The organism is Flavobacterium sp. UBA4197 (assembly GCF_002379575.1).
In the GTDB taxonomy this organism is placed as follows: Bacteria; Bacteroidota; Bacteroidia; order Flavobacteriales; family Flavobacteriaceae; genus Flavobacterium; species Flavobacterium inviolabile.
Genome location: NZ_DFUB01000011.1, coordinates 39643 through 59215, shown reverse-complemented (window position 1 = coordinate 59215; position 19573 = coordinate 39643). Strand labels below are relative to the sequence as shown.

Here is a 19573-nt window from a genome sequence, read left to right as displayed (position 1 = left end):
ATGAAAAATTTAATTCCGTTAACCAGGAAAATTGAGTATTGGGACAGTATTGTAAATAATAAAAGAGAAATCCAACGGATACCGCTTCAGGCAATACGCCCCAATATACTGGTTCGAATTACGGATTATACTGATCGTACGATTCCGAATAATTTAGAGACCATACCGGCATCTCCATTTACAGCGCCTCATAGTAATTTTCTTCAGGGATGTTATGGAAAGTCCAATAATTTATCAGCTTTAAAAGCACGAATCAAAGACAGGCAAAATATACTACTGCGGGCAGAATGCCAATATTGTAATATTGGAGAACCTGAAACATTTGACCATTATTTGCCCAAGAGTGATTTTCCGGAATTTTCGGCACTTTCTATTAATTTAATTCCTTGTTGTGCTAAGTGCAATACCAAAAAAGGGGAAGAATGGCTGTTTGCAGGTAACCGGAAAATCATAAACTACTACTATGACATTTTACCCGATGTTGACTATTTGAGGTGTGATATAGTTTATATCGACAACGTACCGCAAGCTGTTTTTTCAATTGATAGCGCCCAAATACCCGTAAATATTCGCTCGGTAATTGTCAATCATTTTGAAACGCTTCTTTTATTGGACAGGTACAAGCAAAGGAGTAATAGTGAAATAATTGATGTGTTAAATGCCATAACGCCATCTTTAGGAAGATTGACACGTGTGCAAATTCAGGAAAATTTACAACAGGAGGCAATAAATATGAAGGCCAGTAAAGGACGTAATTATTGGAGGGCTGTACTAAGAACTGCTCTATCTGATTCGAACCGGTTTCTAACGGAGGCAGGATTTTTAGAATGATCCATTTTATACAAATCTTTTAGAGTTCCGTATTCCCCTACTTCTCCCTGCACGCACATTCATGATGTTCATTAAGGTATTTAAAACTATCTTCGCATATTTCTTTTAAAGCGGGAATATTAATGTCGGATAGCTTTTTGATATAGATACAGGCTTTTGAGATTTTATATTTGCCAAGATTGTCCAATAGATGCTTGTTTTCCTCCGTTGGCGAAAACACATATAACGAAAAGGCTGCCTTTCGTGGTGAAAAGCCAATAAGTGGCGCATCACCTTCATGTCCGCTGGCATATTTATAATGGTAATTACCGAATCCAATGATTGTTGGACCCCACATTTTGGGTTCAAATCCCGACCATTCCGACATTAATTCAATTAAGCGGAAGCTGTCGGCTTTCTTTTGTTCATTATCGACATAAGCGTTGATAAAATCAACCACATTAACCGCTGTATAGGTTGTTTTGTTTTTTGCCATAACGTTTAAATTTTAATACTGCCTGAAAATGTACTTATACATACAAAACTAAACAAATAGATCCAGATTATAGAAGGTATTCCCGGAACTAAATTTTATCCGGCATCCTGCTGTCTGGAAATAGCGCTCCGGTTTTACTATTGCGGAGGCAAATATTTAAAAAAGATGAAATAATTATACAATTAACCCGTTATAGTATCGAATATTAACAAAAAAAATAGGATGATTTCAACAGAAACACAAGAACACTCCAATTGGTTTTTAAAATTCTTTTTATGCCTTTTAGCTATCGTAGGAGCTATCAATTCTGTTATTTATACAATCGCTCCCCTTTTGCCTGCAAAATGGGCAGCACGGATCATTCCTGTTGGATTATCGATGTTGCTCATTGCGATTCTGTTTTCGGTTGGTTTTTCAATTTACTGGCATTATAAAGCTAAAAAAGGGAAAATTAATTCTCAGAAATACCGCATCTGGCTGACAGTGTTATTGCGCTATTGGCTGGCATTCCATATCATGATATTTGGATTTGAAAAATTGTTTGAGGTCAATTTTGCATTTGCAAGTCATCTGGAAGACGCCCTGGTTAATACCTTGACCGGAACGGAACTGACCTGGAAGTATTACGGATCTACCTATGGTCTTGCCGCAATTGTTGGTATTTTTCAGATTGCAGGAAGTATTTTTTTATTGTTCAGACGTACGGTATTATTAGGTGTGGCAACACTGCTGCCGGTACTTTTTAATATTGTATTGATCAACATCTTTTATGGGATCGGACCGATTACAACTTTTACTTCAATGCTAATGACTTTAGGCTTATGCTATTTGCTATTGGAGCGAAAAGATGCCATAATAGCCTTGTTTACGAAATATAAAAACCCATCGCCGGCTGTAGGAAATAAAGCACTTCGGGCTGTCGTACGGGTGCTGTGTATAGTGATTCCTTTGGTATTTATCATGTACTATCGCTATGATGTTCATCTTTCCGATAAATATTTTGGAAAGTGGAAAGTGGATAGCATGATGCGCAACGGAAAGAAGATTGCTGAAAATGCATGGGAGAAAGACACTTCCGCCTGGAAAGTGGTTTACATTGAGGAACGTGGTAAAATATACTACAGCCCGAATCCGCATGTGTATGTAGACAGTACTTCGGTATTAATGCGCTATCAGTATGACGATACTAAAAACAGCTTACAGGTTATCGCTTACGAACGCAATCCTGCCCAGCCGGATACTATTCCGGTGCAGATTAACAAATTCAACGGCAGTACGATGCAATGGAATATGGTGCTGTATAAGGATACCATACAAATGCAGTTGAAGAAAGTAATCCGGTAATTTTTGCTTTCAGGGTTGAATTATAGTCTTTTACCGTAAAGCACATTTTCGGGAAAGTTAAATAAACGGGTATTCATCATTATGCAGGAAGATTAAGGCTGAAATCAGGGTCGGGAATATTTCTTAAATGAAAAAATCTCACTTTTTATTAGTAAAAAAACAATAAAAGATTATTTTTGCATACCTAAAAATAAAAATCCAACTAATTTCAAATTATAAGTACTGTGGAAAATCCAACTGCACAAAAACTAATCAATAAAATCCAGCTTGATTTATTCAAAAAAGGATTCAACGCCGAAACTTTAATTGAAGATTTAAAAAAATTACGGGAGTTTGCTCTTGAAGAACAAAACCCGGTTTTAGTTAAAGCGATACGTTTAGCTTACGAACATGTTGAAGAAAACGGCGCATTTTTAATTACGATCCCGGATGATGAACCTTTAGAAGATGAGTTGGAAACGGAATCGGAAAATGTGAAAGCAGAGGAAACAGATTTAGAAAGTTTGGAATATTTGATCTCCCTGTTCGCAGATTTGAAAAACAAAAACAATATTTCTGATTTAAGAGAATATAACAAAGCGTTTTTAGCATTCTAAACTAAAAACAGCCTGTAAAATACGCTAAAACTGTACTTTTTTAAGTGCAGTTTTTTTATGTATTTTAGTGAATAATTAACGAATTTTCTTCTTTTCTAACTTACTTTTGGGCTAATTTTGAGCGTTTTTTGAAGGCTTTTCAATAAAACCGGTATTTCGTTTATAATCAACCCCTTAAATAATCACAGATGTTACGTTTTTTTAAAATTATTGCTTTTCTGGAAGGGATATCCCTCCTGCTCCTGTTGTTTGTGGCCATGCCTCTAAAATATATGTATGACAAACCGGAAATGGTTCGTTTCGTTGGAATGGCACACGGATTACTGTTTATCGGTTATATTGTAATTGCCAGTATGCTGAAAATGGAAGAGAATTGGTCGTTTAAAAAATACTTCCAGGTTTGTATTGCATCGGTAATTCCTTTCGGTACTTTTTATATTGAGAAAAAAATTCTGTAATTTTAAAATATGAAAATCTTTAATTGGGCATATAAAATCCTGAAAAATCTCGATTTCAGCGATACTACGGCAAGTTATCTTAACCTGGCAGTTAATATAATTGTCCTCGTTGTTGTGGCTTATATTTTAGATTATATCTTTAAAAAAATACTGATTATCATTCTGGCGATAATCGCAGAAAAAACAAAATCGAGTTTTGACGACTTTTTGGTTGCCAATAAAACAGCCAAATATGTTGCCCATCTGGTTCCTTTATACTTTATCAGTAAAGTTGTTCCGGTTGTCCTAAAAAACTTTGTCTACTGGGAGAGCTTTTTCGGAAAAGGCGTAAAAACCTATATGGTCTTCCTTTCGCTGTGGATCATCCGAAGTATCTTTAACTCCCTGAAAGACTACCTGAAAGAAAAACCCAAGTTTAGCGACAAACCGATAGACAGCTATACCCAGGTAATCATGATTATCCTTTGGGTTTATGCTATTACATATTTGGTATTGATCCTTTTCGATACCAACTTCAAAACGCTGTTGGGGACTTTTGGGGCTATTTCGGCGATTATCATCTTAATTTTCAAGGATACCATATTGGGTCTGGTAGCCAGTATTCAGGTTACCGTTAACGATACGGTTCGTATTGGCGACTGGATCACGATTGATAAATTCGGAGCCGACGGTGATGTTATTGAAATCAACCTGGCTACCGTGAAAGTCAAAAATTTTGACAATACCACAACAACGGTTCCTACTTACAGCCTTATCTCCGATTCGTTCCGGAACTGGAGAGGAATGCAGAACTCAAATGGAAGAAGAATTAAACGTCATATCCTGATCAAAGAAAACAGTGTCCGCTTTATTCATGCGAATGAAATAGACCATTTTAAGAAGATTCAGCTGATTACATCTTATATTGAACACAGGCAGTCGGATATTGAAAAATACAATACCAATAACAACATCAATAAAGAACTGGCAATTAACGGCCGCAACCTGACAAATTTAGGATTGTTCCGTAAATACCTGACCAGTTATATAGAAAGTCATGCCGGTATCAATAAGGAAATGACCCTGATGGTACGTCATTTACAGCCTACAGATAAAGGTATTCCGATAGAAATATACGCTTTCGTATCCGATAAAAGATGGATCAATTATGAGCATATCATGGCCGATATTTTTGACCACATCATTGCCGCTGTAGACTATTTTGATTTGGAGATATTTGAATTACCGTCTAATAATAAAAATTATATAGGGGAATAAACCCTATATAATTTCTACTTCGGTTTTTCCGTGGGGAGCCGGACGCCCAAAGCTGTCCAGATTTACCATAGTAATGGCATCAACCGTGATAATGGTTTCTTTGGTCATTACGTTACGCACTTCACACTTCATTATAATGGAGCTTCTTCCGAATTTTACAAGATCGATACCGATTTCGATAATATCCCCTTGTCTTGCCGAACTCATAAAGTTGATTTCCGACATAAACTTGGTTACAATCTTGTTGTTTTTTAGCTGAATGATTGCAAAAAGTGCTGCTTCCTCATCAATCCATGATAAAAGCATTCCTCCGAATAAGGTTCCGTTAGCATTCAAGTCTTCTGGTTTTACCCATTTTCTCGTTTGATATTTCATATAGTAAACTTTTGAAGCGCCAAATTTACTATTTCTTCGTGGTCAAATGCTAATTTTGGAAGCGCTTTTATTGAAAACCATTTTGCCTCCCGGGCATCATCGGCTGCAATAGCGATCGTATCTTCCGCTACCTCACCATAATAGGCTACCGAAACCACATGATTTCGGGGATCTCTGAAAGGCTTGCCAAAAGCACCAATTTGCTCCAGCTGCGTTACCGCAATCGTCGTTTCTTCATAAAGTTCCCGTATTGCTGCTGCCATAAGATCTTCGTTTAAATCGACGAAGCCGCCGGGCAGTGCCCAGCAGTTTTGAAAGGGCTCGTTGTTCCTTTTAATTAAAAGCAGGTAGTCGTTGGCCGGTGTTTTTTTTACGATTACCGCGTCAACTGTTAAAAAAATGTTAGAATTCCTCATAAAGTTAGAATTATGTATGCTGTAAATATTCAGCTTTTTTTTGTTATAAAAATACATTTTTAAGTTCTGTATGTGAAAAAATCAGCAAAAAAAAGATGCTTTTTTTGAAGAATAATGAACGCAAAAGCCCAGTTTTCAAGGCAAAGGTACTGTTTTAAACACTTTAAGCCCGGCCAATCTCCCTATCTTTGCCCTAAATAAATAAGAATATTCAGCGGTTATCGTTGAATGAAAAAGTAAAGACATATGAAAAGAATTATGCTGCCTTTATTCGTAACGGTACTTTCTTTAGGTACTGCTACAGCTCAGGAAACCCCAGGTTTTAACAAATGGTCTATCGACATTAACGGAGGAATCAGTAAGCCTACTACTCCCCTTACTACCGGTTACTATACTAAAGATTACAATCTTTTTCATGCTGACCTTGGAGTGCGTTATATGTTCAACAACAAATTCGGTTTAAAAGTTGATGTTGGATACGACCAGTTTGAGAACGCTTCAAAAAGTGCTTCTTTTGATGGTAAATATTACAGAACGGATATCCAGGGTGTTGTAAATTTAGGACGTGTGCTTAACTTTGAAGAATGGACGCAGCGATTAAACGTTCAGGCACATACCGGTATTGGTTATGCTTTTATGACAAATGACCGGTTTGAAGGAACGGATAACATGTTAAACCATATTATCGGTCTTACCGGACAGGTGAAATTATCGGAAAGAATTGCTTTAAATGCCGATTTCTCGATGATTAACAATGTACGTCAGTCCAATACTTTCGATGGTGGTATTGCGCCGGAAGACAGAGGTTTTAACGGAACATTATACAATGCTACTATTGGTCTTTCGATCTATTTAGGAAAGAATGCTAAACATGCCGACTGGTATTATGAAGAAAGCAAAGTAGACAAATTAGCCGAATTGGAAAAAAGAGTTGGTGATCTGGAAACCATGATGAATGACTCTGATAAAGACGGTGTGCCGGATTATTTAGATGCAGAGCCAAACTCTATTCCTGGTGTTGCAGTAGATACAAAAGGAAGAACGATTGACAGAAACAACAATGGTATTCCGGACGAACTGGAAAGCTATTTAGAGAGAAACTACGGTGGATCAGGTAACAGCGGTGCCGGTTTGAGTAACGAAACGATCAAAGACATGATCAACCAGGGATATGTTAATGTTTATTTTGACTTTAACTCTACCCAACCGTCTTCAAGCTCTGTTTCAGGATTGGACTTTCTGGCGAAATTCTTAAAAGCAAATCCATCTGCTAAAGCAGAAGTAATCGGATATGCAGATGAAATCGGAAATACAGATTATAACAAAGACTTATCACACAGAAGAGCACAAACGGTAAAAACAATTCTTGCTAAATCCGGAATTGAAGCTTCAAGAATGACCATTGTTGGTAACGGTGAAGACAACTCTGTTGCGAAAGACTCTAAAGTAGCCCGTCAAATGGTTAGAAGAGTAACTTTCAGAGTGAAGTAATTAACAATACGTTATTCATAACTTATTAAAAACCGCTGCAATTACGCAGCGGTTTTTTTTTAACTTTAAAATAAAAAATGGAAAATCGCGACACTTTCCTGATTGATCTTAGAGGTGAAGCCTTGGGAACAATCACAGAGCAATCTTCATCGGAAGAAATTTTTCAAAACAAAATCTTACGTCCGATTTTAAGATTACAAAATGAACTCTTTATTCAGGTTTTCCTGAATTATGCTGTAAAACAGAAAAATGTTTTCTTTTCCTTAACCCCGGATAAAAAATTAGCGTATATCGAAAATGTAATCCAGCGGGACATTAAATTCAGAAATTCCTTAAAAGGGATGATTTTAGGACTCTTTACAGTTGGAGAATATCAGGAATATATTAAGAACTCATCCAATCTGAACAAGAGAATGATGAATGTCTTAATCGAGCGGTTAAAAAGCCAGGTACAATTATTAGAATTAGATTAATAACAAAAAGGGCAGTGAATTCACTGCCCTTTTATCATTTTTTAGCTATTAATTTAGTTTGCCGGCTGCTGGCTGCAATTTATTTATAACAGGCAGCATAATGCTTTAATTGTCTGGAATCAATAAAAAAGGGATCCTGACGATCCCTTTTCATGGTATGCCTGCTATCTACTATAACACAAAATAGGCATTTTTTACCGGTTGTATGTGTGCTAAATTCACTTCTTCTTTGGTCGCTTCTCCATCAAACTCAAACTCGTTTCGATATTCATTCACCATTTGAAGCAGATTCTTTTCAATAGTATTGGAAATCAGGATCATTGGTGTATCGGTTGGTCGGTTTTCAAACGGATCCTGCAGGTGTATTGCCATCTTTTCAATCAGGAAGAAAGCCGCACCAATCGTGGTTACCAGCGGAATTCGGAACCATCCCAGGAAATCAGTAAGCCCGAAAGGCAGTAAGATCAGGAACAGGAACAATGTAAAGCGGATGTACAAGCTGTATGTGGTTGGGAAAATGGTGTTTTTAATACGCTCACACTTCCCCATTGAATCACACAGCCGGGTTAAAGTATTGTCAATTTCAACCTGCTGGTACACATTGATTTTTCCTTCTTCATTGGCTTTTCTTAACTCCTTTACGTGCAGCATCAATATAGCATTTGGAACGTGTTTGTGCTTTTTAACAAAACGCAGCTCTTCCTCAGTCAGTAAAGACTTTATCGGCTTTATCGGATCTTTGCCGCGCAACGATTCGCCCAGACTGTAACACCATGCCGCCTGCCTGTTTGCAAAACGCTCTTTATAATCATTTGCCCTTGTTGAAAAATCAGGATCTTTATAAAAACCGATCACCTGACGCATTAAGGAACGCGAATCATTAACAATCGCACCCCATACAATTCGGGCTTCCCACCATCGGTCATAAGCCTGGTTGGATTTAAACGCCAGCAATAAGGAAATAATCGTCCCGATAATTGACGGTATCGCAATTGGAATTTTTGTTGGAACGGTTTGGAAATAATGGTGGAAAATTTCAAAAGAAACGCAATACAATACAATTAATGCTAATTCCATTCGTATTTTTCCCAGTATATATTTTAGGGGTACTCTTTTTTTTAGTAACATACATTAGTGTTTTTAAGATTATAAAATCAAACCCTCTCTTCATATAAGGATAGTACCGGAAGTCCTAAAACTTCATTAACATGGCTATCCGTTTTCTTTTTTAAGCGGTTTTTTTCGGGTTTTCGGGTTTCAACCAACAGGTCAATATTGTTTTTTGAGATAGTTTCAGACAGGTATGGTGTAATGTCTTCCGGTTTTTGTTCTTCAAATACCGATGCCTGGCTTACAATTTTAAAACTGAACTTCTCACTTACAATTTTTTGAAGATCCTGGATCCCGATTTTTGTTTGTGTATGTTCGAGATACAGCGCTTTATTAAAATCACGTTCCTCTTTATTGTAGCCCATGTGCAGTATCGGGCATTTGCAATTGGAAACGAGCTGCAATAAATGACGTTGTGTTCTATTCGTGTTGGATTTGTAGGATTGGGTAAGAATAACCAATCCTACCGAAAAATGTTCCAGAAGATTCTTAATCAACGGTGCAGAAATACCAAACTGGTGGTGTACCTTAAGCTGGCAGTTTTTGGTAGCGGCAACAATGCTTTTGCATTCCTGTAGTAATTCGTGCTGGGCTTCCGTCATTTCCGGTACTGCGGTGCGAAGGAAAAATGACGGGGAATAAATAGAGCCCGGAACATCTGTAACGGTAGTTAAAACAATTGTACAGCTTTTGCTTTCGGCATATTTTATAGCTGTTTTGATTGCATCAATAGTATCACTTTCAAACTGGGTAGGAATAAGAATATTGTTCATCGGTATAATTTTTAATGTTTTATACCAGCAAAACAACTGCACCCAGCTTATAATTTTATTAAACTAAAATTAGAATATTCTAAGATTTTACATTAGAAATTCTAATGTTGCCTTTATCTTTTAAAAATGATACTTACGATGGTTCCTTTATCGGCTTCCGATTGTATGGATAATTCACCGTTGTGCATACGGATAATTTTCATTGCCAAAGGAAGTCCCAGCCCGTAACCTACATATCGGGAGGCTTTTTTACCCCGGAAAAACGGCTCATAAAGATACGGGATATCTTCCGGCGGGATCCCGATTCCGATATCGGTAATAACGATTTTAAGATGTTCCGCATTGGCTGTAACATTTACAAAAACTTCCTCATTATCGGAATATTTCACGCCGTTTGTAATGATATTTCCTATTGCGAGTTCTAATAAAGGCTTGTTGCACGGCAAAACCAACAGGGAATCATCTTCCGGAATGTCGCTCAGGTTAATGCTCACTCTGTTACCCGGATAAATTTTATCAAGGTCACTTTTCACTTCCAGCAGCAATTCATCTACGCGGATAATGTCCTGTACCTGTTTTTTGCCGTCATAACCGGTTTGCGTAAGTTTTAACAGGCTTTCGGTCAGGTTGCTCAATCGGGAAGCCTGATGGTGGATGTTTTCCAGTGTGCCGATGTATTCTTCGGTTCCCCTTTCTTTCAGCAGGGTAATTTCCGTTTCTGCAATGATGGTCGTAATAGGTGTTTTTAATTCGTGGGAGGCATTATTGATAAAATTGGCCTGTATTTCAAACGAGGTTTCCAACCGGTCAAGCATATCGTTGAAGGTTTTGGTCAGATCGGCAAGTTCATCGGAATCATTCACCTCGGGTAAGCGGTTGTGCAGATTGGAAGCACTGATCCGTTTCACCTCGCTGGTAATCCTTGAAACCGGATTGATAACGCGCAAAGCCAGAAAACGCCCGAAAAAATAAGCTAAAATGATAAACCCCAAACCGCATAACAATAAAATACGGGTAATGAATAAAGTACTGGCACTGCCGCGAAGATCTTTAGCCGACACGATAACCATATATTTTACACGGGCCTCATTAAAGATCTGTCCGTAGTAATACAAGCCGTTTTCTTCTATCCATCCGGAATTGTTTTTCATCACGGAAGAATAAAATTCGGTCGGTAACTCCAGATCCGTATTGTATTCAAAAGAATTGGAACTATTCACTTTTAGTACATATTCTTTCTCTTCTTTCAGCTCCTCCAGTCCGTTTGTCTTTAATTCCTGGTAGTATTTTGCCTTTAACGGATCGTGCTGATAGTGGATTGATGCTACAATTTTAGCCCGGTCCTCCAGCCTTTTTCTAAAGTAATACTGATTATTCTGTTTGAATAAAAAGAAAACAACAGTACATAATAACAAAGTACTGAATCCGGAAAGGGCAATATAATTGATCGTAATCTTCTTTTTGATCTGCATAATTATTCTTTTATAACATACCCTAAGCCTTTGATGGTATGGATTAGCTTATTCTCATAAGGATGGTCAATTTTTTTACGCAGATAATTAATATAAACATCAACTACGTTGGTATTCATGTCAAAATTGATATTCCACACATTATCTAAAATCTTGGCTCTGGATAAGATCGTGCCGGAATTTTTTGCCAGATAGTACAATAAACTAAACTCTTTGGCGGTAAGCACTATCGAAGTTTCGTTTCTTTTAACTGTTTTAGAACGGAGATCGATCTCTAAATCGTCAATTATGATTTTTTCAACGGGTTTCTGATCCTGTCCTGCTCTGCGGGCCAAAGCATTTACCCGGGCTTCAAGTTCGGTAAACTGGAATGGTTTTGCTAAATAATCGTCGGCACCGGCATTTAAACCGTGTACGATGTTTTCGCTGCTGCTCAGCGCTGTCAGTATCAATATAGGGACATAATTGGCAGCCGCTCTTAAACGGCGGCAAATCTCAATTCCGTTAATATCCGGCAGCATGATATCAAGTATGATAACATCAAAACTGGTATTACTAATCATTTCCAGGGCTGTTGTTCCGTCTAAGGCAGCACTTACATCATGATTCTTTTCAGAAAGTCCTTTTCTTAATGCAGCAAGCAGATTGGGTTCATCTTCAACAATTAATAACTTCATTTCCTTAATGGTAATTTTCACAAAAATAGGAATTAAAATTAAAAATCAGCTGTTGCGATCCAATCTGCTTGCTATTGTAAATAAAAAACTTTATTTATGTTTAAGTTTAATAAAGTGTATTTAAATGTTTGTATTTTAAATTGTTAAAACTAATCTACTTTTTTAAAAACCAGTTTTATACCGTCCGGATTGGAAAGGTATAATCGGTTGTTTTTTATTTCATAACCGGTTGCACTTTCTAAAGCTTTCAGGAATTTTGCTTCATTTGAAATTTTATCACACAGCATTCTCGTAGTTCCGATTCCGGTAAAACGCAGCAGGTTTCTTTCAGAAAACAATTTTCCAAACATCCTGTTGCAGCCTGCCGAACCACTGAAACGGGCTTCTGCGGCATTTATTTCCATATTCGGACGGGTATTGAAATCGGAATCGGCTACTTTTTGCCCTTCCATTTCTTCCAGTACCCAGATATCGTGCAGGCGGTAATCCACGATATAATTACCACATCCCTGAAGATTTTTAAAATCTTTGTCTCCGGTTAATTTCAACGCCACTTTTACGGCATAATTGTGCTCCTGATCAGACATGCCGTCAGAACATTTTCCCTGTGTAATGGTTATTTTGATCTCGCCGGCTTTCGATCTGGAATGATAACTTTTAATATTGGCATCCATTACCCGCACCGGTTCCACTCCGTCAAAGACAATGCCTTCTGTGTTTTCCGGTGTTGTGTACTTAATTTGTCGGGCACTGATTTCAATAGCCCAGAAAGGTTCTGTTCCGATACTCTTAAAGTAAACCTGTTCCGGCTGCTGCTCACGGGTATCCCTATTTGTTGTTTCCTGTTTCACTTTAGTACTGTTGCAGGCAAATAAAGTCATTACCAGCATTAAAATAGCTAATCTTTTCATCGTATTCTTATTTTTAATGACCAATGCTTTACAGAAACCGTACCAATTTCAGTTAATACAGGGATTCTCCGTTCAGGTTTGTCGATAAAACGTCACTCATATAGTCAAAAAACGGACGCATGGCCTGAAAGGTAGCCAGTACTTCTTTTTTAAAATCGGGATGGATAACCTCCTGATCGGTAAAGCTTTTGGATACCAGGAATTGTTTTTTACGAATCAGATCGATGGCAGGATGTGCCTTGTCAAAACCTTTCGGCGCTGTTTTAAGTTCATCTCCTTTTAACTCACCAAATACCTTTTGAAACGTAGGATCGGCAATAATAGCGCGGATTTCTTCATCGTCCGTTTCAAACTCCTTCCGGATCCGGTTCAGGTCTTCCGCATTGGGATCCCAGAATCCGCCGCCAATAAAGCTGGCACCCGGTTCGATATGCAAATAATAACCGCCTCTTAATAACGGCTTGGTTCGTGAAAATCCCACACTAAAATGATTTTTATAAGGGGATTTGTCTTTTGAAAAACGGACGTCTCTATAAATTCTAAAGACCTGCATTTTATCGATACTGTCCAGTTTTTCTAAGTCGTCGTTGATTTCCTTAAAAAAGGATTTTACTTTTTTTTCATGGCTTTGAAACTCTTTTTTATGTGCTGCAAACCATTCCCTGTTATTGTTTTTTTGTAAGGCTACAAGAAACTCCAGTTCTACTTTTGTAATCATTTTTTTATTTTAAAAGTACAAATTATTTGCTTCTGTTTTTAAAATTATTTAGCTCTTTGCTCCAAAATTGCAACAACATCCTGTAGTTGAAATCCTTTTGCCTGAAGCAGTATCAGATAGTGAAATAGCAAATCGGCGCTTTCATTTAAAAACAGCGTGTTGTTGTCATCTTTTGCCTCGATGATTACTTCCACCGCTTCCTCTCCTACTTTCTGGGCAATCGTATTGATTCCCTTTTGAAACAGGGAAGCAATATAACTATTGGTTTCCGGTTGCTCTCGCCGTTCTTTTATGGTCTGTTCCAATACCGACAGAAAGCCAAACGGTGGATTATTAGCTTCACCCCAGCAGGTATCGGTACCTTTATGGCAAACCGGACCTGTTGGTAGTACTTTTAGAAGCAGCGTATCGCGATCGCAATCGGACCGGAGCGATACCAGCTGCAGGTAATTGCCGCTCGTTTCTCCTTTTGTCCACAACCGGTTTTTTGTACGGCTAAAAAAGGTCACTTTCCGGGTTTCCAGCGTTTTGGTATAGGCAGCTTCATTCATATAGCCAAGCATTAAAATAGCGGCTGTACGGACATCCTGTATGATGGCCGGAAGCAATTGGTCGGGATTTTTATTAAAATCGGGTATCATTTTGGGTTTTGTATCGGGTTAAATTCGAACGGCAATACCGTTTCTTCTGAGTTCTTTTTTTAAATCCGGGATTGTAATTTCCTGAAAGTGGAAAATACTTGCAGCCAGGGCAGCATCGGCTTTTCCGGACCGGAATACAGTCACAAAATCTGCTGTATGGCCGGCACCGCCGGAAGCAATTACCGGCACGGGCAACGATTCCGATAACCGGGCTAATGCCTCGTTTGCAAAGCCGTTTTTGGTACCGTCATGATCCATCGAGGTAAAAAGTATTTCGCCGGCACCGCGTTTTACCGCCTCTTTTGCCCAAGAAAACAAATCCAGTCCGGTAGCGGTCTTTCCTCCGTTCCGGTACACCTGCCACTTAGTATCCTGAAATGCCGCATCGATAGCCACCACCACACACTGACTCCCAAAGCGTTCTGCCAATCGGGTAATGCTATCCGGATCTTGGATCGCTGCAGAATTGATCGCAATTTTGTCGGCTCCGTTTTGGAGTAAAGCGGCCACATCTTCCACAGTCCGGATACCGCCGCCCACCGTAAACGGTATATTAATTGCCTGTGCTACCCGGCGTACTAAGGAAACCATTGTTTTTCTTTCTTCGGCTGTAGCCGAAATGTCCAGCAATACCAGTTCGTCAGCCCCGTTTTCGGCATATTTTTTAGCCAGTGCCACCGGATCGCCGGCATCTTTCAGGTTCAGGAAGTTAATGCCTTTTACCGTTCGTCCGTTTTGAATATCCAGACAGGGAATTATTCTTTTTGTTAACATGTTTTATAAATTGAATTGTTCCAATTGTCGTAACGTGATTCTGTTCTCGTAAATCGCTTTCCCGATAATAACGCCTTCACAGCCCAATGTGTTCAGGCGGATCAGATCATCATAGCCGGAAACACCGCCGGAGGCGATTAGCCTGATGCCGGGTACTGATGCTATTATTTTTTGGTACAGCTCCACAGCAGGACCTTCCAGCATGCCATCGCGTGAAATGTCTGTACAGGTAACATAGGAAATACCGCTTTGCCGGTATTCCTGCAAAAACGGAATAACGGTTTGCGTACTCTCTTCAAGCCAGCCGGAAACGGCTATTTTTTCTTCTTTGACATCTGCGCCCAGGATTATTTTTTCCGAACCATATAAGGCAATCCAGTTTTTAAAGACTTCCGGAGCTTTAATCGCGATGCTTCCTGCTGTAATCTGCTGTGCTCCGCATTCGAAAGCAATCCGCAAATCGGTATCGGACTTTATGCCGCCGCCAAAATCAATTTTGAGATTGGTCCGGGTGGCTATTTTTTCTAAAATCCTGTAGTGGATAATACCTTCGGCTTTTGCACCGTCCAGATCCACCAGGTGCAGGTATTCCATGCCGTGATCTTCAAATTTCCGGGCTACTTCCAGCGGGTCTTCATTATATACCGTGACAGTGTTGTAATTGCCTTTGGTGAGCCGGACACATTTTCCGTTGATGATATCAATTGCCGGTATAATTCTCATAATTATAGTTTTAAAAAATTGGAAAGCAGTTTTTCGCCCATAAGGCCGCTTTTTTCCGGGTGAAACTGTACGCCGAAAAAATTATCTCGCTGCAACGCTGCCGAATAGCAAATACCATAATCTGCAGCAGCGATGCACTCTTTTGTAAGCGGTACATAATAACTGTGTACCAGATACATGAATTCCTGTTCCGGTATGCCTTTAAACAGTTCCGACCGGAGGTTGTATAAGGTATTCCAGCCTACCTGAGGTACTTTTACCGTGTTTGGAAACCGGACAACAGCAGTGTCAAAAATATCCAGACAGGCTGTATTGCCTTCTTCGGAAGTTTTGCAGAGCAGCTGCATTCCCAGGCAGATGCCCAAAACAGGCTGCCGGAGTTGCGGAATGAGCAGGTCTAACTGTGTTTTTTGTAAGCGGTTCATGGCGCTGGAGGCTTCTCCAACACCCGGAAACATAACTTTGTCGGCAGTTGCTATAACTTCCGGATCAGCACTCAGGATACCGTTGTGTCCCAGTCGCTGTAACGCAAACTGAACACTCTGAATATTCCCGGAACCGTAGTCGATAATGGCTATTTTCATTTTAAAGGAGGCCTTTTGTTGAAGGCAGTATTCGTTTTTCTAAATCTTGTTTTACGGCCATTTTTATGGCTTTGGCAAAAGCTTTAAAGATGGCTTCTATTTTATGATGCTCGTTTGTGCCTTCAGCTTTGATATTTAAATTGGCTTTTGCGCCATCGCTAAAGGATTTAAAAAAATGGAAAAACAATTCTGTCGGCATTTTCCCGATATATTCCCGTTTGAATTCCGTTTCCCATACAATCCAGTTTCGTCCGCCAAAATCGATTGCCACCTGTGCCAGGCAGTCGTCCATTGGCAAACAGAAACCGTAGCGCTCTATGCCCAGTTTGTTCCCTAAAGCCCTGGCAAAAACTTCTCCCAACGCAATAGCCGTGTCTTCAACAGTATGGTGTTCGTCTACTTCCAGATCACCGGTTACTTCCAGAGTAAGATCAATTTGCCCGTGACGCGCCAACTGGTCCAGCATGTGGTCGAAAAAAGCGATTCCTGTGCTGATGCTGCTTTGTCCCGTTCCATCCAGATTGATGCTGACTGTAATATCGGTTTCGTTTGTTTTCCGGGTTATTGCGGCAGTTCGCCGTGACCGGCTCAGGTATTCGTAAATGGCTTTCCATGATGTTGTCCGCAAGGCGATACTGTTTTCTAAAACCTCTTTCGAAACAGCAACTTCATTGCTGCCCAGTGTTTCATGATCGGTTATAAAAATAGCTTTGCAGCCCAGGTTTTTAGCCAGTTCCACATCTGTCATCCGGTCGCCAATAACAAAGGAACCGGTTAAATCATAGTCCGGAGTATTCAGGTATGATGTCAGCATTCCTGTTTTGGGTTTCCGCATCGGGCTGTTTTGTTCCGGAAAACTCCTGTCAATAAAGACATTGCTAAAGATAATGCCTTCATTTGCAAAGCTTTTAAGGATAAAATCCTGAATGGAACTGAAAACGGTTTCCGGGTAAGCAGCCGTTCCCAGACCGTCCTGATTGGTAACCATTACCATTTCAAAATCAAGTTCGGCGGCAATCTTACCGAGGTAGTGAAACACTTCCGGATAGAATACAAGTTTTTCAAAAGTGTTTACCTGGTAATCATCAGGTTCGAGGATTAAAGTTCCGTCGCGGTCTATAAACAATACTTTTTTCATGATCTGTTCATTTCCAGTAAAGCGGTTAACAATTGGTTGTTTTCTTCTTTTGTGCCGATGGTTATGCGAAGGCAATTTTGGCATAACGGATAGTTATTCCGGTTGCGCACTACAATTCCTTTATCGATTAACTGACGGTATCTTTTTTCGGCATCATCAACCTGTACCAGTATAAAATTTGCTGCCGAAGGATATATCTTTTTAATAAAACCAACTTCAAGCAATACTTTAATTAAATTCTCTTTTTCTGCTTTAATTAAAGTGATTTTGTATTTTACTTTTGTATCGTTAATTAAAGTTAATGCTTTTTCCTGAGTCAGCGTATTGATATTATACGGTGGTTTTATTTTATTTAAAATTGCGGTAATTGCTTCGGAAGCATACGCCGCACCCAAACGTATTCCGGCCATTCCAAATGCTTTCGAAAAGGTTTGTATGATGATCAGGTTGGGATAATCTGCTATTTTTTGCAGCCAGCTTCCGGTTTCCGAAAAATCAATATAGGCTTCATCAAGAACAATAATTCCTTTAAATTGTTCCAAAAGGCTTGTAATGGCTTTTTCCGGGAATGTATTTCCGGTTGGATTGTTTGGCGAACAGATAAAAAGCAGTTTGGTATTTGGATCGACCCTGTTTAAGATTTCCGGTATGTTTAGCTGAAAATCAGGCGTTAGCTGCACAGTTCTGTTTTCTACGGCATTCAGCCCGGCCAACACTTCATACATGCCATAAGTGGGCGGCAGCGTTATAATATTGTCCTGATCCGGCGTACAAAAGGCACGGAATATTAAATCCAGCAGTTCGTCACTTCCGTTTCCTAAAGTGATTGCAGCCGCACTGACATTCCGGAAAGCGGCAATTACCTTTTTTAAATCCTGCTGCTGCGGATCCGGATAGCGGTTTACACCATTGTCAAACGGATTTTCATTAGCATCCAGGTAAATCATTTCCGGAGCAGTTTTTTGAAACTCATCCCGTGCCGCCGTATAAGCTTTCATTTGCAGCACATTTTTACGGATTAGTTTTTCAATATTAAATGTTTTCATCTGTCAATTCGTTAAGGCGCAGGGTAACGGCATTTTTGTGTGCCTGCAAACCTTCTGCTTCCGCCATGATTTCAATAGTTTTTCCTATGTTTTGTATGCCTTCCGGACTTATTTTCTGGAAAGTAACCGATTTTAAAAAGCTGTCCAGATTAACACCGCTGTATGATTTTGCAAAACCATTCGTCGGCAGGGTGTGATTTGTTCCCGAGGCATAATCTCCGGCACTTTCCGGGCTGTAATTGCCTAAAAAAACGGAGCCTGCATTTTGAATCCCTTCGGTAAAAAAAGCTTCCTGACGGCTGCAGATGATTAAGTGCTCCGGTGCATATTCGTTTATTAATTCCAATGCAACTGCATCGTTTTCAACAACGATAAACCGGGAATTTTGCAATGCCTGCTCCGCGATGGCTTTTCTCGGTAACCGGGTCAGTTGTTTTTGGATTTCTTTCTTTACTGCCGCTGCTGTTTCCGGTGTGGTGGTAACCAAAACAACCTGGCTGTCCGATCCGTGCTCTGCCTGGCTCAGCAAGTCGGCACTTACAAATTGAATATTGGCACTTTCATCGGCAAATACCAGCAATTCCGATGGCCCTGCCGGCATGTCGATAGCTGTTCCCAGTTGTGCGGCATATTGTTTTGCTCCGGTTACAAACGAATTACCCGGTCCGAAAATCTTATATACTTTGGGAATAGCGGTTGTTCCAACCGTCATGCCGGCAATCGCCTGTATGCCGCCGGCTTTTATAACGGTGGTAATGCCGCAAATACCGGCTGTATAAAGAATGACCGGATTTATCTGTCCGTTTTTATCCGGTGGCGTACAGAGTACTATTTCCTTACAACCGGCAATCGCAGCCGGCACAGCCAGCATTAAAACGGTAGAAAACAAAGGAGCTGAACCGCCCGGAATGTATAACCCGATTTTCTGAATAGGCTTTTTGCTAATCCAACAGCGGACTCCTGCCGTTGTTTCCAGCGCTATAGTTTCCGTTTTTTGTGCCATGTGGAAGCTTTCGATATTTCTTTTGGCTTCCTGAATTGCCGTTTTTAGCGCTTCCGGGACTAATGCTGCGGCTTTTGCTATTTCTGCTTCGGCAACCTGAATATCGGTTAAACGGACATCATCGAAGAAATGGGTGTATTTTATAACAGCTGCATCTCCTTTTGCGGTGACTTCTTTAAAAATCTGTTTTACGGTAGCTTCGATATTTTCAAAAGGCGCTACGGGACGTTTCAGGGTATCGGCCCATATTTCGCGTGACGGGTACAATAGTGTGTTCATAATTAGTT

23 protein-coding genes are annotated in these 19573 nt (G+C 39.7%); 7 read left to right on the top strand and 16 right to left on the bottom strand.

All coding sequences use genetic code 11. From position 1 onward, the window contains the following. Positions 1-831 (top strand): HNH endonuclease, encoded by an 831-nt coding sequence (locus B3394_RS06180; RefSeq protein WP_286914190.1) that lies wholly within the window; start codon positions 1-3, stop codon positions 829-831. Positions 832-868: 37 nt separating this feature from the next. On the opposite strand, the gene B3394_RS06175 is transcribed toward B3394_RS06180, so the two are convergent. After that, entirely contained in the window at positions 869-1306 is a 438-nt protein-coding gene (locus B3394_RS06175; RefSeq protein ID WP_177734442.1) for a DUF1801 domain-containing protein, read from the bottom strand. A 222-nt stretch (positions 1307-1528) separates the two neighbouring features. On the opposite strand from B3394_RS06175, the gene B3394_RS06170 reads away from it, so the two are divergent. From B3394_RS06170 to B3394_RS06155, 4 genes are all read left to right on the top strand, one after another. Beyond that, positions 1529-2650, top strand: a complete 1122-nt coding sequence (locus tag B3394_RS06170) for a hypothetical protein (protein WP_286914177.1) — start codon at positions 1529-1531, stop codon at positions 2648-2650. Positions 2651-2874: 224 nt separating this feature from the next. Further along, positions 2875-3246 carry a hypothetical protein gene (locus B3394_RS06165; protein WP_177734440.1) on the top strand — a complete coding sequence of 124 codons (372 nt, stop codon included), beginning with the start codon at positions 2875-2877 and terminating at the stop codon, positions 3244-3246. Positions 3247-3434: 188 nt separating this feature from the next. Next, complete coding sequence (locus B3394_RS06160; RefSeq protein ID WP_177734439.1) at positions 3435-3704, top strand: DUF3817 domain-containing protein; 270 nt, start codon at positions 3435-3437, stop codon at positions 3702-3704. Positions 3705-3713: 9 nt separating this feature from the next. Then, positions 3714-4961, top strand: coding sequence for a mechanosensitive ion channel family protein (locus B3394_RS06155; RefSeq protein ID WP_177734438.1), 1248 nt, complete (start codon positions 3714-3716; stop codon positions 4959-4961). A gap of 3 nt (positions 4962-4964) precedes the next feature. On the opposite strand, the gene B3394_RS06150 is transcribed toward B3394_RS06155, so the two are convergent. Together B3394_RS06150 and B3394_RS06145 are read right to left on the bottom strand one after the other, a co-directional pair. Beyond that, entirely contained in the window at positions 4965-5336 is a 372-nt protein-coding gene (locus B3394_RS06150; RefSeq protein WP_177734437.1) for an acyl-CoA thioesterase, read from the bottom strand. Next, positions 5333-5752 (bottom strand): NUDIX domain-containing protein, encoded by a 420-nt coding sequence (locus B3394_RS06145; RefSeq protein ID WP_177734436.1) that lies wholly within the window; start codon positions 5750-5752, stop codon positions 5333-5335. The genes B3394_RS06150 and B3394_RS06145 overlap by 4 nt, the downstream gene beginning before the upstream one ends. Before the next feature lie 246 nt (positions 5753-5998). Between B3394_RS06145 and B3394_RS06140 the strand changes: the two genes are divergently transcribed. After that, positions 5999-7243: an OmpA family protein gene (locus tag B3394_RS06140; protein WP_286914173.1), complete on the top strand. Its 1245-nt coding sequence runs from the start codon at positions 5999-6001 to the stop codon at positions 7241-7243. A 77-nt stretch (positions 7244-7320) separates the two neighbouring features. Beyond that, a complete protein-coding gene (locus B3394_RS06135; RefSeq protein WP_286914169.1) occupies positions 7321-7716 on the top strand; it encodes a glyoxalase in 396 nt (131 codons plus the stop codon). Between the two features lie 171 nt (positions 7717-7887). Here the strand turns inward: B3394_RS06135 and B3394_RS06130 are convergent, their stop codons facing one another. The 13 genes from B3394_RS06130 to hisD all read right to left on the bottom strand — a co-directional run bounded on the left by B3394_RS06130 (position 7888) and on the right by hisD (position 19565). After that, positions 7888-8844: a bestrophin family protein gene (locus B3394_RS06130; RefSeq protein ID WP_177734433.1), complete on the bottom strand. Its 957-nt coding sequence runs from the start codon at positions 8842-8844 to the stop codon at positions 7888-7890. A gap of 26 nt (positions 8845-8870) precedes the next feature. Next, positions 8871-9599 (bottom strand): universal stress protein, encoded by a 729-nt coding sequence (locus B3394_RS06125; RefSeq protein WP_286914167.1) that lies wholly within the window; start codon positions 9597-9599, stop codon positions 8871-8873. Positions 9600-9712: 113 nt separating this feature from the next. Continuing rightward, positions 9713-11071, bottom strand: a complete 1359-nt coding sequence (locus tag B3394_RS06120) for a HAMP domain-containing sensor histidine kinase (protein WP_286914163.1) — start codon at positions 11069-11071, stop codon at positions 9713-9715. A gap of 2 nt (positions 11072-11073) precedes the next feature. After that, positions 11074-11748 (bottom strand): response regulator transcription factor, encoded by a 675-nt coding sequence (locus B3394_RS06115; protein WP_177734431.1) that lies wholly within the window; start codon positions 11746-11748, stop codon positions 11074-11076. A 149-nt stretch (positions 11749-11897) separates the two neighbouring features. Further along, the gene (locus B3394_RS06110; protein WP_286914158.1) at positions 11898-12659 is read right to left on the bottom strand and encodes an META domain-containing protein; all 762 of its coding nucleotides are present in this window, start codon (positions 12657-12659) and stop codon (positions 11898-11900) included. Between the two features lie 52 nt (positions 12660-12711). Further along, a complete protein-coding gene (locus B3394_RS06105) occupies positions 12712-13377 on the bottom strand; it encodes a DUF2461 domain-containing protein (protein WP_286914155.1) in 666 nt (221 codons plus the stop codon). 44 nt (positions 13378-13421) lie between these two features. Continuing rightward, positions 13422-14018, bottom strand: coding sequence for a bifunctional phosphoribosyl-AMP cyclohydrolase/phosphoribosyl-ATP diphosphatase HisIE (hisIE, locus tag B3394_RS06100; protein WP_286914149.1), 597 nt, complete (start codon positions 14016-14018; stop codon positions 13422-13424). Between the two features lie 18 nt (positions 14019-14036). Next, on the bottom strand, positions 14037-14792 hold the full coding sequence (gene hisF / locus B3394_RS06095) for an imidazole glycerol phosphate synthase subunit HisF (RefSeq protein WP_286914139.1): 756 nt from the start codon (positions 14790-14792) through the stop codon (positions 14037-14039). A gap of 3 nt (positions 14793-14795) precedes the next feature. Further along, complete coding sequence (gene hisA, locus B3394_RS06090) at positions 14796-15515, bottom strand: 1-(5-phosphoribosyl)-5-[(5-phosphoribosylamino)methylideneamino]imidazole-4-carboxamide isomerase (RefSeq protein WP_286914137.1); 720 nt, start codon at positions 15513-15515, stop codon at positions 14796-14798. A gap of 2 nt (positions 15516-15517) precedes the next feature. Continuing rightward, positions 15518-16099, bottom strand: coding sequence for an imidazole glycerol phosphate synthase subunit HisH (gene hisH, locus B3394_RS06085; RefSeq protein WP_286914134.1), 582 nt, complete (start codon positions 16097-16099; stop codon positions 15518-15520). 1 nt (position 16100) lies between these two features. Further along, positions 16101-17237 (bottom strand): bifunctional histidinol-phosphatase/imidazoleglycerol-phosphate dehydratase HisB, encoded by a 1137-nt coding sequence (gene hisB, locus B3394_RS06080; protein ID WP_286914121.1) that lies wholly within the window; start codon positions 17235-17237, stop codon positions 16101-16103. After that, positions 17234-18283 carry a histidinol-phosphate transaminase gene (hisC, locus tag B3394_RS06075; protein ID WP_286914119.1) on the bottom strand — a complete coding sequence of 350 codons (1050 nt, stop codon included), beginning with the start codon at positions 18281-18283 and terminating at the stop codon, positions 17234-17236. Before hisC ends, hisB begins: the two co-directional genes overlap by 4 nt. Further along, positions 18270-19565, bottom strand: a complete 1296-nt coding sequence (gene hisD, locus B3394_RS06070) for a histidinol dehydrogenase (RefSeq protein WP_286914117.1) — start codon at positions 19563-19565, stop codon at positions 18270-18272. Before hisD ends, hisC begins: the two co-directional genes overlap by 14 nt. Positions 19566-19573 lie beyond the last annotated feature (8 nt).